Raw genomic sequence first — 15,777 nt, 5'->3', positions numbered from 1 at the left:
CGCTACGGCAAGATACTGCGCTTTCCTCGGGCACGGCCTTAGCTTCCTCAGAAAACAAAGTGCGTTTTCTTGCGGGATCTTCGGCTCGCGCTGTTCCCGTAGGAGTCTACGTATCTTGCCTACGCTAAGCGCAGTGTTCTGATTATCGAAAGAAGAGAACTTATGGGAATTATGTTCAATGTATTTTTTCTTGCTTGATAAGAAATACACACTAAGCTGCAGAAAAATGCGAAACTCATGGGGGGACTTACGCGAAAGGGAGTATATATCCGTAGCGACTAATTACCACTCAACTTGATTACAGCCACTGAAATGTACCACCTTTGCCATTTGTGAGAAAGAAACACAGACATATCTATACCAATTTCACCGAGAATCGCAATAGCCGTAACGTACTGTCCCCAAAAGCTAGACTAAAAATTTAACTTTTGGGGGGTAATATAGCTTAGATTAGTTATTATTTGGTGAAAGACAGTCAGTTGGACAGCCTATATGTTCGAAAGCCTGGCGAGCTGATGCATCGACAGGTAAGTAAACCACGATTTCAGGGTACTTACGATTACTTACAGCAATATGAATTTCTCGATAACGAATAGGAAATAGACCCCTTGATGTTCCGGTGTTTGCTAAAATTTGTCTTGTTTTAATAGCTTTGTTGTCCAAGTCTTTTGTAGACATTTTCCAATATTTATTCACATCATAATTTTGCCGAAAATCTTGAGTTAAGGACTGATACCAGTCGTCATTGTGAAATAGCATATTATTTATTTTAAATGCTTGTATACCAGATATAGCATGTAACTCCCATTGATGATAGGATATTGTATCAAAAGCAGATCGGGATCGTATAGGTAGTTCTTGATTGAAATGTAAGTCTACCATATTTATCTTGCTGTTAATATTAATGTCTAGAGGGATGTCAAATAAATAGTGAAATGGCCTATTCATTGCTTTAACTTCCAAGTCGTAATTTACGATCATCCCCGGAAAAGGAATAGTATTCATGATTTCACGAGCTTGATCTAATGCAAAATCATGCGTTTGTTCTCCTAGGTGATTTTGAACTGGTAGGTAAGCCGCGGTAATAAGGAGATCATTACGCTCAACATTAGTACATTCTAGATAGTCAGCAATATTTATTAGGGCCTGACGATTAGGCATTCTCGAGGAACGTCCGACCAGTAAATTTTTATATGTCGTATAAGCCACATCGTTAAGCTCCTGTTGGGTAAACCGTTTTATTAACGGGTGAGTTTGTGGATTAGAATATTCTTGCTGACGCTTTATCCGAATCGTTTCGATTTCAACTAATAATTTTTTTAATTTGTAATGTTGAACATTTAATTCTTCTTGCATGGAATCCTCCTTCTGACCTTTATTCAGTGATTAGGTGTAGTTATACACTTGGTTAAAGTATTATCAACAAGTATACTACTTTAGGAAACATCACTTCATTTATTATCATAGCTAAAATAAAGCTAAGGGGGTATTAATATGATTCGTGCAGTTGTAACAGATAAATTTGCTTCAGGACACTTAACAATACAGAAGGTTGTTGCACCTCAAGCCAAACTATGGGAAGCGATTGTTGAAGTTAGAGCATTTTCTCTTAATCGAGGAGAAATTACCAATGCGAAGACTCAGGAAGAACAAATTAGACCTGGATGGGATTTTACCGGTATTGTTATCGAACAAGCAAGAAATGGAGAAGGCCCACGAAAAGGAAGTCGAGTTGTTGGACTTTTACCATCAGGCGCGTGGGCAGAGAAAGTTGCTGTCCCTGTAAGCTTCATAGCTGAAATTCCTGATACAGTGTCCTATGCTCAAGCTGCAACTTTGCCAGTAGCAGGCTTGTCAGCCCTTTATACACTTAGAAAAGGTGGAATGCTTCTAGGTAAACGAATACTTATAACCGGTTCGACTGGTGGGGTTGGACTTTTTGCTCATCAACTTGCATCCCTGAGTGGGGCATTCAATGTTGGTATAGCACGAACTGAAGAGAAAGCTAACATGGTAATAGAGGCAGGGGCCAATGAGGTAATTATAGGTGAATCCATTACGAAACCGGTGGAAAAATTTGGTCCGTATCATCTCGTAGTAGATTCGGTAGGTGGTGAAACATTGCCACCTCTACTATCTCAACTGATACCAGGAGGGGTAATTGTGTCTGTAGGTTATTCTGCATCACCAATTGCTACCTTTGATCTTTCTAAGCTTGCATATGTAGGTGGAGTAAGCTTGTATAGGTTTTTTCTAGGAGAAGAGGTCAATCGTTTTTCACCAAAAGAAGGTCTGAAGATTTTAGGAGACTTGGTTGCAAAGGGTCAGTTGAAACCTCGTATAGCAGTAGAAGCACCATGGGAGAATATCGGAACGATCGCCCAACAATTAATAGAGCGGAAGTTTTCAGGAAAGGCTGTACTTTTGATCAATGGAGGATAACTATATTAGGGCGTTAAACTAACAGAAGCTCTCGTTGAGATCTTTTTTAATCATATGAGGGTTGCTTCCCAAAAACGATTATACGTAAATTTGGTCAACCATCTACCATTCGTGATCATATGCCTGATAATCATAAGTTGTTTGTGGAACAAACATTCCGAAGGGACAAGAAAAATAATCATGGATTACTATAACAACAATTCAACTAACTAATAATTAAAAAAGAGTCCTACAGTTTATGAAACTAGTAATCTGTAGGTTTTTTGCGTTCATTGGTAAATGGTTTAACGTGCGGTAAAATCCTTGGCGATCACTGGTAAATAACATGGCAAGGGTGGTGAAATCTTAAGGCCGTAATCACTCAACTTCAGAAAAATGGAAGAAAGCTACACTAAACAGTATTTTCATTGGTTCGCAGTTTTTACTTACTTAGCATCAGATAATAAATAAGGCGATTGTTTGTTTTTTTAGTCACAAAAGTTTCATCTTATTTTCTATTTAGGGATTTGACTTTCTATAATTGTCTAGGATAATAGGTGATGAAGTAATTTAAAGAAAAGGGGACCATTATGCACTACATAAGAAAAGTATTATTAATTATGGTTCTATTCCTATGTTTATTCCCGACCTTAACCGTAATGGCAGAAGAACAAACAGGAGAGAGAATCTATTATATTTTAGTAGACAGATTTGTAAATGGTGACAGTAGCAATGATTTAGAGATTAATATTGATGATCCTTCGGCATATCATGGTGGCGACTTGCAAGGCATTATCGATAAAATTCCTCAGTTAAGTAAATTAGGGATAACCACGCTCAATTTAAGCCCAGTCATGACGGCGGCTTCCTATCATGGATTTGATCTTTTAGATGCTCAAAGTGTTGATCCACACTTTGGGGATATAGCTGAATTGCAAAATCTAGTAGCTGAAGCAGATGATAATGATATGAATGTTATTTTAGATTTTGCACTAACACATGTTGGGAAGGATCATAATTGGGTAAATGAACAGTCTGATTGGGTTTCTGAACCTTCTGTGAATCAATTAAACGAAGAGTTGCCAACAGTCAATTTGGAAAATGAAGACGTACAGCAATATTTTCTAGAAACAGCGGTTTATTGGATGAAGACCGCGGGAATTGATGGATTTCATGTTTATGTAGATGAACAAGTACCTTCTTCGTTTATCGAAGAGCTACGGCAACGTATACAAGGCGAGAAGGAAGATGCGTTTTTAATAGTGGATGGAATAGAAGACGAGAATTCAATGGATCACGACTTTCAGAGTGAAGCGGTTGATATCCTGAAACAAACTGGAGAGTCTCTTGAACCACTATTAACACAAGAGATGAGTGGCGTACATTACTTAGAATCTGCTCTCACTCTACGCTTTACGCATGCAACAGTGAAGGAAGGATTTCATCCTGTCACAAGATGGAAACTAGCATCTACATTACTTTATACACTACCAGGATCTTCTTTTGTTTATCAGGGAGTAGAAGTTCCAATGGATAATGGTATAGATGAACCAGATCACAATATGGCTGAATTAAATAAAGAGGACGAAGAAATTACTCAGCATTTGGAAAAACTAGCAACTATCCGTCAAGATTCAACTGCATTAAAGCAGGGAGATATGGAATTAGTTTCTCAGACAGGTGCTATGTCTGTTTATAAAAGAAGTGATCAAAATCAAACAATGTATATTGCAATTAATAATGACAGTGAAACACAGGTTGCCTCGCTGGAAGGAATTAGTGAGGATATGCAACTGAATGGATTGCTGGAAGATAACATTGTTAGAAAACAAGATGATGGTACACATAAAGTAATTTTAGAACGTGAAACCAGCAATATTTTTATCTTAGAAGAAGACAGTGGATTTAACTGGATCTTTATTACCATGATTGTCGTAATTATTGGTGGTTTCATAGCGTTTATTGTGGCAAATGGTGTGAAGAATCGTAAAATGCGTCAGCAAGCATAATGAAAAGTGTATAGCCGAGCGGAACTATATGGTGGACAAACCTTGTAATCATATAGCAAATGTAATGCGATATAATTGCGTAGACTAGTCGTTAAAGAAGTGTAAAAATGAACCATGCTTATGAAGCATGGTTCATTGTATATTATAACTTATTCATCCAATATATTATAGCGGTATTCAATACCCTTTAAAAAGGCCCAAGGCCCTATATGAATAAAACGAGAGAAATTCCATGGCAATCAATATTAAAAAATTGGATGAAGAAGCCGCGATCTATTGTGTACTCTCGATATTTTCCTTATCTTCCTGGTAGAATCGCCCATTACTTGCATATTGAATCATTGAAGTTAAGAAAAGAACGTGTTCAATGGTTAATAAACCTCATTATAAAGTATGATATCCAGGAAATAGATGAACGGTTTTATGAATTATTACCGATGGAGAAAGCCGAAAGAGAATCATTTCAAACACCCCTATGATGTAAATTGGAACATCTACGACTCGCTTCAGCCTTTAAAAGCTTCCCCAGTAAAGGAGGAAGTGTAAAATGTCTAATTTAATCAAAGAAAAATGTAAATCGCTACGTTTAGCATATGTCGCTGATATTTACGAAAAGATTCCTTTTGAGAACCCGGAGCAATATGTAACGGAATTATTCCGACAGGAATTGGAGCTTAGAGAGGCTGCAAAAGGAGAACGGTTGATGAAGAAAGCTGAATTTATGAATGAAAAAAAACTTACCAATTATCACTGGAGTGACCATATACGATTTCCTCCACAACTTGATAGGCAAGGGCTCGAATCTCTTCATTTTATAGAAAAGAAAGAGAATGTCACTTTGACAGGAGCTCCTGGTACCGGTAAATCGCATCTCGTAACCTGATTAGGTAGAAAAGCTTGTCGAAATGGATATGAAGTCCGTTTCTACCGGGGGCTGATTTAGTAGATTTACTTGAAAAATCGTGGAGGGAAGGACGCTTTAAACCATTACGCAACAAGTTTAAGAAGGTAGATATGATTATCCTAGATGAAATGGGGTATGTGCCTTTTAGCAAGGATGGAGCAGAACTATTGTTTCAACTGATTTCTGATTGGTATGAACAGTGTAGCCTCATGATCACTTCTAATTTAGAGTTTAGTCAATGGAACCGTATATTTGAAGATGCACGGCTAACAGCCGCCTTAGTGGACCGTGTGATTCATCACACCCATATCTTGAGTTTTACTGGAGACTGTTACCGTGTGAAACATGCACTATCAAATCAGCAATCATAAAGCAAAATAGGGCTGGCAAAGTTCTAAACTTTTCTTTGCATTCTTCTCAACTTTTCACTTGCAAAATACAAAGATTAAATATTGTCGGTGTTACGTGCTTTTTTGTATAGATGGAATCATCTATTAGTTTAGTATTACGTTACAATTACGAACATATATTAGATTTTATTCTTTGTATAAATAAATATACAGTAGTGAAGGGAAACTAATTCTAGTTACCTTAATTACAGAAAATCTAATTATTACTTATTTCTATCCCAACTTCAAATTTCATCTCTTTTCCTCTAATATCAAATTGAAGTTTTGCTCTGTTTTTCCGTTTATCCACCTTTCTTATTAAATGTTCCATACCAAATAGTGGACCGGATATAACATCTACTATGGAGTTATTTATGCAAACTTGTGAATATTCTATTATTCCATCCTCATTTAAAAGTTCTGAAATAAAATTTATTTCATTATCTTCTAGTTTAGTAATATAAAACCCTTGTTGAGTAGAATAAGTAACTCCAGTATTTAATACTCGATGTATTTTTGGTATGTTACGGATCTTATTATATGTATATCTGTCCATATTAGTTTGAATGAGGATATAACCAGGAAATAACTTCTTTTTAACATGTTTTATAACTCCACCTTTTTTTTCAGGAACCTTTCTTTTAGGTATTATTGACAATAAATTAGATTTTTTAAAGTTAAGCTCTAAATATGTTTGTACTAATTCTTCTTTACCACTTTCTACAAAAAGTGCATGCCAAGTCATTAATTAAAACCACCCTTTTTTACAAATTAATTTATATTTTGGTAATAAGTGATGTTTCACATGCTAAATTATTACATTTTTTTAAAGGATAGTAAAATATTTAAAAAACTTGCTTTTCAAAAAAAATCATATTACAATAATTAACATAGTAAAAATATTCTAAAATCATGCACCAAATATACTTAATCGTTGTTTCGGCACGTTAAGTTAGATTTTGGGAACATATTAATATGTTAGAAACATATTAAACTCTGCTTCTATTGAAGGAGAGTATAGAGTGATGCATTTTATATGGAAGATTATATGGTTAAGAATAAATAAAAAAATTAGTTTAGTAAGGATGGTTTAGATGAATGAATTACTAGAATTTATCGTGGTTGTTAATAATGAAGAACAATATTCAATTTGGCCGATTAATAGGGAAATTCCAGTAGGTTGGAAAAGTGCTAGTTTTACTGGAAATAAAGCCGATTGCTTAGATTATATTGAAGAGCAATGGGTTGATATGCGCCCCAAGAGCATTAGGTAAAATTAATTAACAATATTAAAAACTAAACCTCTTCTTAAAGATTGGTATTATCCCCTTTAAGTAGACTGATAAAAAAAGAGAACGTGCTATGATGTTCTTAACAGTCTTACTTGGAGGGGATTTTTCTATGGCAAAAAAAGGGCTACATTTTACACAATACACACCTGAACTAAAACGGGAAGTTGTTCGGTTGGAAACTGGAAGAAGGTTGATCATATAGTCAACTTTGAGAAAGATTCGGCGTGAAAAGCGATGCACAAATTGCGGAGTGGATTAAAAAAGCGCAATCGGGAGTTTCATTCGAGGATCAGCGAGGGCACTGGAATCGAAAGAAATTCTCCAGTCTGGAAGAAGAAAACGCGTATTTGACAGCGCAGGTGGATTATCTAAAACAGCAAAATCCAAATCTTCACGGGAAGGAGAAGTCGTAAAGACCAAAAGGTTCGAATTAATCCATCAAATCCGTTCCAAACATCCATTAAAATTGCTGTTTAAAATAGCGGAAGTATCGAAAGCTGGTTACTATAAATGGATTCTGTGCCGTCCACCACAGGTGCAGCGCCAGGAAGAAGCGCTCTTCAAAGAACATATTCTGGCAATTCATAAGGAGCGCCCGTATTATGGGTACAAGCGTGTCACACGAGTTTTGCGCAAAGAAGGGCTACTTGTGAATCATAAGCGTACAAGAAGACTGATGCGAGATTTGGGGATTCGTTCTGTCATTCGTAAGAAACGTCCTTTCTACGGCAGAAGAGGATCTGTACTTTTCAAAAACGTACTGAAACAGAATTTCTACGTAGAAAAAATATATCAGAAGCTTGTGACCGCTATTACGTATGTTCGCATAAATGACCGGTTTGTCTATCTTTCTGCAGTTTTGGACCTGCATAATAATGAAATTGTGGCCTGGCAGCTTTCAGAACGGAACGACCTGAATTTAGTGCTGGATACATTGGCAAACTTGGCGTCTCAACCGCTTTACAAGGGGACCCTGTTTCACTCTGACCAGGGATTTCAATACACTTCAAACGCTTATGCGAAACGTTTGAAGAGAATGCGTTTGAACGGAAGCCATTCCAGACGAGGCAACTGTTACGACAATGCATGCATAGAGAGCTTCTTTTCTCATTTGAAAACGGAGAAGCTGTATTTGGAGCACCCAAAAACATATGAGCAAGCCGAACGAATGATTAAAAAATACATCAATTTTTATAACACCGAAAGGTTACAGGAAAAACATAGCGATCTTTCCCCGACAGAATATCGGGAAAAAGCCGCAGCATAAATTACTTTTTTTAGTTGTCTACTTACAGGGGGCGGTGCAGATTAAAACTGTGATTATTTCTTTAGCTATTAATAAAGGTTAGTTTTTTAAAAAAATTATCACTAGTTTTTCCTAAAACGCTTCGTGTGTAGTTTTTCAATTTAAACATTTTTTGGTCTATTGTTAATTAAATGATTGAGCTTCTTCTAACTCACCATTTCCTGAATCCGTTTTCTAAGGAAAGATTTTTTAAAAATGTCATTCTCATTCTCGTTGCTACAACGTTGACAAGAAGAATAAGGGTTCATAAAATACACGTTGCTGTCAGTATTTTGGTATCTTGCTTAATAAGCGTTTTGATAGCATGTTCCATGGAGCTAGCGGTTCGCTCTAGCGTCTTTTGTGCTCTTTCCAATGTGAAAAGATGACTATAATTCATACCCGTTCTCTGTGTAGTGTTTATATGGTTATCTACAATTTATACTATGTCGTTAAAGGCTATTTAGGAAAATTTCAGGTGTGTACTTAATATTATAATTCGTCATGCTATATAAAGTAATGTAAGTATATGATGTTATGCATTTTGTTAATACTAAATAATTTAAAGAGAGTGATTTCAATGGAAAATATGTCAACGGTTTTAAAATCTGGTTTAAAGTTAATGGAGGATTATGATCCTGAACTTGCTAGTGCTCTTCTTAATGAACAAAATAGACAAAAAGAACAACTTGTACTAGTAGCATCATCCAGTGTCGCTAATCCTAATGTGTTGTTTAGTCAATGTACAGCAGCTATTAACACAACTGCCGAAGGCTATCCAGGAGCGAGATATCATGCTGGATGTATCAACGTCGATAAAATTGAAAGAATTGCTATTGAAAGAGCAAAATCTGTATTCAATGCAACTTTTGCAAATGTTCAAGCACATGCTGCATCAACTGCTAATCTTAGCCTAATTAGTGCTATTCTGCAGCCTGGAGATACATTGTTAGGTATGGATTTAAGCAGTGGTGGCCATCTTACTCATGGAGCTCCAGCTTCATTTTCAGGAAAGGGCTATAACTCCATTTCTTATCATACTAATGCAGATGGAATAATTGACTATGAAGAAGTTTTTTCCTTAGCGAGAAAACATAAACCGAAATTAATTATTTGTGGAACTACCGCTTATGCGCGTCAAGTTAATTTTGAGAAATTTAATGAGATTGCGATGGAAGTAGGAGCATATTTATTGGCGGATATTTCACATATTGCAGGTCTTATTATTGCTGGAAAACATCCAAGTCCAATTGATTTGGCACATTTCACAACTACTTGTACTCATAAACAATTATATGGACCACGTGGGGCACTTATTTTAGGAGGTAAGTTGACAGAGGCTGCTAAATCACCAAACGGCGACATGTCATTAGAAAGGTTAATACAAAGGGCAATTTTTCCTCACTTCCAAGGTGCTCCAGTCATGAATAGAATTTCAGCATTGGCACATTCTTTAAAGTTTAATAGTACAGAAGAATTCAAAAATTTAGCTACAAATATTCAAAGAAATGCAAGAACTCTAGCTGATGGTTTGAAGAAAAAAGGATATAAAGTTGTATCTGATGGTACCGATACACATATTGTTTTAATCGATTTAATTAATAAAAAGATGTCAGGATATGTAACTGAAAAAGCTCTTGAAAGGTGTGACATTATAGTTAATAAAAATAGAGTGCCAGGTGATACTACAGCAGCATTTGTATCAAGGGGAATAAGATTAGGAACTAATACTATTTCATATAGACAATTTACTGAACATAACATTGAAAAAATTATTGATATTTTTGATAGAGTAATCAATGAAATTATTCCGGTTTCAGAAAAAGAGTTCTCTATTTCAGAGAGTTTTGTTCAATCCATTAAAAAAGAAGTAAGAGAATTGACTGCTCAACATCCTATACCAGGGTACTAAGGGAGGGATTTTTATGTCTAATAGTATTGTATCTAATAAGGGGTTATCAAGTGCAAAGGAGGCATTGTTGAAGAAACTATCAGCTAGAAATAACAATGTTTCTAATGATATCCAACCCCAAAATTTAAGTGAAGGAATTTTATCCTCAACACAGCAAAGATTATATTATATGCAAAAGCTTAATCCTAATAGTGGTTTTTATAATGTTCCTACTGCGATAGAAATTAATGCTAAGATTGATCCGCAAAGATTTGAAGCATGCTTACATTTGCTGATTAACAAACATAAAATACTACGTACTTCTTATCACGAAACACAAGACTCAAAACTAATTCAAAGAATTAATAAGTCAACTGAAATTGACTACAAGTATGTGGATTTTAACAAAGATACAAATATGCATGACGTTGATAATAGGATAATTAATTTTATACTTGAAGAGACTCATAAGCCTCTAGAACTAGAGAAGCCACCAGTTCGTTTTTTTCTTCTGAAGAGTGGTGAGGATAAACATGTTTTTCTTTTTATTTCGCATCATATTATGATTGACGGAAGAACGACTGAAATACTAATTAATGATTTGAAAAACCTTTACGAAATGAAATCTAATGAGTACACTCTGGAAACTGCTGATGAATATAACTATATTGATTTCGCTATTTGGGAGACAGATTATTTTGCTTCTGAAGAATATAAAAATTCACTCAACTATTGGAGACAACAATTGGAAGGTGAGATAGACCCTATCGATTTACCTAAAGATTACGCTAGAAAGAACGAGAGTAATCGTATAGGAGATAGGGTTTTAAAGACTATTCCATCAGAAAGTCTTAAAGGTATTAATAACATTGCTCGTGATTTTAAAACTACAAAATTTGCGGTTTTATATACTTGTTTGAATTTGTTGCTTCATAAATTGACTGGCAATAGTGAAATTATTATTGGCACTCAAGTTGGAAATAGAAAACTTAGTGTTTTTGATGAGATTGCTGGATATTTTGCAAATACGGTAGTGTTAAAAACTCCAATTAAAGAGAATGATTCTTTTAGTGAGTTAGTACAAAGAAGTAGTGAGACAGTTCTTGATGCATTTACTCATCAAAATGTACCTTTTGAAAAAATAGTAGAGATGAAAGGACTTAAAAGAAATCTTAGTCTGAATCCGCTCTTTCAAGTTATGTTAGTTTATCAAGTTTCTAATTTTGAAGCATTACAATTTGGAGATGGTGAGATAACACCTCTTGAATTCCACAATGGAACCTCCAAATTTGATTTAGACATCTCTATTGTTGAATCGCAGGATGAGTTAATTATTTCTTTTGAATATGATACTGAGCTATTTAAAAAAGAAACAATTAAGAATTTCCTTAACTGTTATTTAAATGTCATTACAGAAGAAAACTTACTAAATAAGAAAGTAAGTAATATTGATATCCTTGAGCAAGAAGAAAGAACAAAAATTACTACTCTTTGGAATACAACAGAAGTTGACTTTTCTAAGTCAGAATGGCCAATTCATAAATTTATAGAGAAATGGGTAAAGAAAGATCCAAACGCTGATGCGATTTTACTTAGTAACGGAAAAGTTTCTCGTGCAGAGCTTTTGAAAAAAGCAAATCAAATTGCTTGGTGGTTAATAGATATGCATTTATCTAGAAAACCAATAGGAGTCTGTTTAAATCGATCCGTTAATTTGGTTAGTTCTTTACTAGGTATAGTAAAATCTGGATCTGCTTACCTACCCATTGATCCTATTTTGCCAGATGACAGGATAGATTATATGATCAATGATTCTCAAGTGCCAGTTGTCATTACCTCTACGGAGTATTTAGAGAAATTTAAGAATACAAATGCTCAAATATTAAATATAGATGAGTTTGCCTGGGAATTATCTACTGAAAATCCAGTTATAGATGTTTCTCCAGATGATTTATTTTATGTGATATATACATCAGGTACTTCAGGTAAACCAAAAGGAGTTATTTTAAATCATAGAGGAAGAATTAATAATTTTTTCGATTTTATTAATCAATTTAATATTGGCGAAAATGATAAACTCCTTTCCATTTCTGCTCTTAGCTTTGATATGACAGCATTTGATATATTTGGAGTCCTAGCTGCTGGTTCTGCAATCGTACTCCCAAGTAAGAGTGAGGAAAGAAATCCAGAAATTTGGCTTGACCTCATCGAGAAATATAATATTTCTATATGGCATTCTGCCCCAGCGTTACTTAAACTGTTAATAGAAAAATTAGAATCAAGTGGCGATAATATCCATTTAAATATGAGATTAATCCTACTAGGCGGAGATTGGATTCCATTAGATTTACAAGAAAGATTAAGTAAATTTAATAAGGAGATGCAATATATTAGTTTAGGCGGAGCTACTGAAGTTTCTATGGATTCCACTATTTACGAAGTAGAGAAAACAGAAAGTCATTGGAATAGTATTCCTTATGGAAAACCAATGGCAAATCAAAGAGCATATATTATAGACGATTATGGATTTCCTGTACCAGTTGGAGTTTCAGGAGAACTTTGCCTCGGAGGAATAGGAGTTGGATATGGGTATTTAAACCAACCCGCTTTAACGGCAGATAAATTTATTCCAGATCCTTATTGGATTCCTGGAGCTCGCATGTATAGAACAGGTGATTTAGCTCGTTTTAATTCAGACGGTACTCTTGAATTATTAGGCAGAATGGATTTTCAAATTAAGATTGATGGATATAGAATCGAATCTGGTGAGATTGAATCTTTAATAAAGCAATTTTCAGGGATAGATGCAGCAGTCGTTTCTGTCTATAAAGAACCAAACGGAAAACAAAAGCTTGTAGCATATTACACGAAATCCTCAGAATCTGATATTAATAATAATGAATTAAGAAGATATTTAGCAGATAAGTTACCATATTATATGGTGCCAATGTACTTTGTTGAGCTAGAACAAATGCCATTATCTCCAAATGGCAAAGTTAATAGAAAAGGTCTACCTACATTAGTAGTGAATAAGGAAGAGAATAAAGAACTAAGCATTCCACCAAAAACAAAAAATGAGTTTTTACTTTGTGATGTATGGTCTGAAGTATTGGATTGTAACGTTGCAGAAGTTAATAAAAGCTTCTTTGAATTGGGTGGAGATTCTATCAAGGCCATTCAAGTTGTTAATGAACTTAGGAGATCAAGATTTGTAATAGAATTAAAAGATATTATTAAGTATCCCACAATTAATGAATTAGCTAAGGTAATTGTAGATAATAGTAATGTGAATTCCGTATCATTTACGGGAGAACAATTATATTTACTAGCAACCAATCAATGGAATTCAACAAACACTATTGAGGTTCCATTAGCATCTTCTATGAGTCAAGATAAAATGAAGAAGATATTAAATGAAATCATTTCAAAAGTGGATGTATTTAAGTTATTTATAATAAGGAAAGATAACTTTTTTGCGCAGTACTATCATGAGACCTCTGCAGAGTTGGTTTTTTCTGAACAAGCTTCCTTACCAGAAAAAGAACAATTCCAACATATAAAAGACTTAATGAATTTAAATAAGCCATTTCCAGTACATGCATTATATGTCGGCTCTAAGAACAACAATGAAGAAAGTAAGCTATATATAACTATATCGCAAATGGTAGCCGATCGAACTTCTATGTTTACTATGAAGAAATTGATAGAAGGTTATATAAGTAACACTCTTGTACTAGAGAATAGCGAAAGGGTCTTTGCTAATTGGGCAAGTTATATAAAATCTCCCGATGAGAAGGAGACATTTAGTTACTTTAAGCGGGGAATAAAATTTGAACAAGAAACAAAGCTACCTGTTAATAAGATAAGTAAATTCTTTAATGATACTAATCTACCTTGGAATATATCTTTTTTAGATAGAACAAGTAATAAAAACGACAAAACATTAAAAATAGGGTGCCGTGGGCAGTTTGAACAATTAAATAAAGAAGAGAAGCCTGAACTATTTGTAATATTAAATGCTGATGATCTTTCATCAACATTAAGTTTCTATGTTTTAGATGAAGATAAAAATGAAAAATTAGTAGCAGATATTTTGAATAGTCTAGCTACCTTTAATGAGCCACTAACTGATATTGAATATCCTGTACTACCAATGCAAAATCACATAATTAAACAATTGGAAGAGCAACCTTTAAATGGGTTATATAATATCCAATCGGGGTTCTTTATTCCAGGATATTTTAACAAAGAAGCTTTTATTAAATCATATGCATATCTCATAGATAAATATGAAATTTTAAGAGCATATTTCAACACTAAGAATAAAAATAATATAAAAATATCCTTCCGCTCTGAAATAGAACTGCCCCTATCTGAGTTAGATTGGAGTAATTACTCTGAGCACAGAATTAGATTAGAAATAAATAAATTGTCTCAAGAGATCAGGCATTCAAAGATGGATCTAAGTAAAGCACCGATTTGGAGAATTTTCCTAATAGAAATCAGCGAAGAACTTACATTATTTTTACACTTTAATTGTTATGCTTTGTTAGATGGATGGTCTATGAATATAATCAGACGTGAACTTTTTAGAGCATATCAAAGTTTTAGCGAAGGTAGCCCACTGTCTGTTAAATGCCAAGATTTAAGTTTCTCAGATTGCTGCCAAATTATTAACGATTTAGATAAAGATAAGAAAATAAATTACTGGGAAGAGAAAATTAAAACTACTGTTGGAAAGAACACTTTTAATGAGGAAAAGTCATTAAAAGTATCATCTAAAGTAAGTTTTAAACAAGAATCTTTTCAGTTGGATAAATCTATAAATGAAAAACTAACCGAACTCTCTCGTAAAGAAGGTATAACGAAAACAGAACTAATTTCATTTGCATGGGGAAAAACAATGCAAGACATCTATAAAGAAGATAAAGTGATGTTTGGTGTAACAATGTCAGGAAGGTCCCTTGGGCTAGCTGATCTAGAAAACGTACCAGGGCAGTTTATTAACACATTACCTATTTATATGGACTTATCTCTAGAGAGAACTACAGAGGAGATATTTTATAGCCTACGTAATGATTTAACAGAATCAGATGGAAGAGAACAGGTAGGTTTAGATCAGATAAAACGAATGATAGGTAGAGAGAATAAAGAGGACTTGTATGATACGATACTCGTATTTGATAATTACCCAGTAGGTGTTAACCTTATGAATGATAATAATTTCATAAGTTCCAATCCATTTGCGGACATGAATTTAAGCATAGCTCAGACTGAATTCCCGCTTCGTGTAGATATTTGGTTAGATGGTAATACTCAAATAATAATGTCTTGGTATGAAAATAAATTATCAGAAAATACTATACGCCAAGTATTTGAGCAGTTTTCTCAATCCCTTAACAAGTGCTTAACTACTTTGACTAATTAATAGAGAGTGAGCTCCTATTAGAAATAAAAATCACACCTACAATTTGTAGGTGTGGTTTTTATATTGTACATTTTTACTTTATGAAAAAAACTAAGTTCTTATAGACAAGTAAGGAAAGGGAAATAGTAGTGTTTTTTTTACATGATTTGTTTTATGGA

At 34.3% G+C, this 15,777-nt stretch carries 8 protein-coding genes and 2 pseudogenes; 8 read left to right on the top strand and 2 right to left on the bottom strand.

Going from position 1 to position 15,777, the window contains the following annotated elements:
* Window positions 1–450: 450 nt before the first annotated feature.
* Window positions 451–1,356 (bottom strand): hypothetical protein, encoded by a 906-nt coding sequence (locus tag BM121_RS01240; RefSeq protein ID WP_091479978.1) that lies wholly within the window; start codon window positions 1,354–1,356, stop codon window positions 451–453.
* 138 nt (window positions 1,357–1,494) lie between these two features.
* On the opposite strand from BM121_RS01240, the gene BM121_RS01235 reads away from it, so the two are divergent.
* The 4 genes and pseudogenes from BM121_RS01235 to istB all read left to right on the top strand — a co-directional run bounded on the left by BM121_RS01235 (window position 1,495) and on the right by istB (window position 5,705).
* Complete coding sequence (locus BM121_RS01235) at window positions 1,495–2,442, top strand: zinc-binding dehydrogenase (RefSeq protein WP_091479975.1); 948 nt, start codon at window positions 1,495–1,497, stop codon at window positions 2,440–2,442.
* A 569-nt stretch (window positions 2,443–3,011) separates the two neighbouring features.
* Complete coding sequence (locus tag BM121_RS01230; RefSeq protein WP_091479972.1) at window positions 3,012–4,430, top strand: alpha-amylase family glycosyl hydrolase; 1,419 nt, start codon at window positions 3,012–3,014, stop codon at window positions 4,428–4,430.
* 209 nt (window positions 4,431–4,639) lie between these two features.
* A complete protein-coding gene (locus BM121_RS01225; RefSeq protein WP_091479968.1) occupies window positions 4,640–4,909 on the top strand; it encodes a hypothetical protein in 270 nt (89 codons plus the stop codon).
* A 68-nt stretch (window positions 4,910–4,977) separates the two neighbouring features.
* Window positions 4,978–5,705, top strand: a pseudogene (gene istB / locus BM121_RS01220) (IS21-like element helper ATPase IstB).
* 235 nt (window positions 5,706–5,940) lie between these two features.
* On the opposite strand, the gene loaP reads toward istB, so the two are convergent.
* Complete coding sequence (gene loaP / locus BM121_RS01215) at window positions 5,941–6,468, bottom strand: antiterminator LoaP (protein ID WP_091479964.1); 528 nt, start codon at window positions 6,466–6,468, stop codon at window positions 5,941–5,943.
* A gap of 349 nt (window positions 6,469–6,817) precedes the next feature.
* Between loaP and BM121_RS01210 the strand changes: the two genes are divergently transcribed.
* The 4 genes and pseudogenes from BM121_RS01210 to BM121_RS01195 all read left to right on the top strand — a co-directional run bounded on the left by BM121_RS01210 (window position 6,818) and on the right by BM121_RS01195 (window position 15,619).
* Window positions 6,818–6,997, top strand: a complete 180-nt coding sequence (locus BM121_RS01210; RefSeq protein ID WP_091479960.1) for an MbtH family protein — start codon at window positions 6,818–6,820, stop codon at window positions 6,995–6,997.
* A 127-nt stretch (window positions 6,998–7,124) separates the two neighbouring features.
* Window positions 7,125–8,282 (top strand): annotated as a pseudogene (locus BM121_RS01205) (IS3 family transposase).
* A gap of 598 nt (window positions 8,283–8,880) precedes the next feature.
* The gene (locus BM121_RS01200; protein ID WP_175495270.1) at window positions 8,881–10,212 is read left to right on the top strand and encodes a serine hydroxymethyltransferase; all 1,332 of its coding nucleotides are present in this window, start codon (window positions 8,881–8,883) and stop codon (window positions 10,210–10,212) included.
* Window positions 10,213–10,225: 13 nt separating this feature from the next.
* Window positions 10,226–15,619, top strand: coding sequence for a non-ribosomal peptide synthetase (locus tag BM121_RS01195; RefSeq protein WP_091479954.1), 5,394 nt, complete (start codon window positions 10,226–10,228; stop codon window positions 15,617–15,619).
* Window positions 15,620–15,777 lie beyond the last annotated feature (158 nt).

This window comes from Gracilibacillus orientalis (assembly GCF_900114645.1).
Taxonomy (GTDB): domain Bacteria; phylum Bacillota; class Bacilli; order Bacillales; family Amphibacillaceae; genus Gracilibacillus; species Gracilibacillus orientalis.
The sequence above is the reverse complement of the archived record's forward strand: the minus strand, read 5'-3'. Positions and strand labels throughout refer to the sequence as shown.

Bases quoted from the DNA above. Each gene is read 5' to 3' on its own strand.
- BM121_RS01240 (WP_091479978.1), bottom strand. From the start codon at position 1,356: ATGCAAGAAGAATTAAATGTTCAACATTACAAATTAAAAAAATTATTA.
- BM121_RS01235 (WP_091479975.1), top strand. From the start codon at position 1,495: ATGATTCGTGCAGTTGTAACAGATAAATTTGCTTCAGGACACTTAACA.
- BM121_RS01230 (WP_091479972.1), top strand. From the start codon at position 3,012: ATGCACTACATAAGAAAAGTATTATTAATTATGGTTCTATTCCTATGT.
- BM121_RS01225 (WP_091479968.1), top strand. From the start codon at position 4,640: ATGAATAAAACGAGAGAAATTCCATGGCAATCAATATTAAAAAATTGG.
- loaP (WP_091479964.1), bottom strand. From the start codon at position 6,468: ATGACTTGGCATGCACTTTTTGTAGAAAGTGGTAAAGAAGAATTAGTA.
- BM121_RS01210 (WP_091479960.1), top strand. From the start codon at position 6,818: ATGAATGAATTACTAGAATTTATCGTGGTTGTTAATAATGAAGAACAA.
- BM121_RS01200 (WP_175495270.1), top strand. From the start codon at position 8,881: ATGGAAAATATGTCAACGGTTTTAAAATCTGGTTTAAAGTTAATGGAG.
- BM121_RS01195 (WP_091479954.1), top strand. From the start codon at position 10,226: ATGTCTAATAGTATTGTATCTAATAAGGGGTTATCAAGTGCAAAGGAG.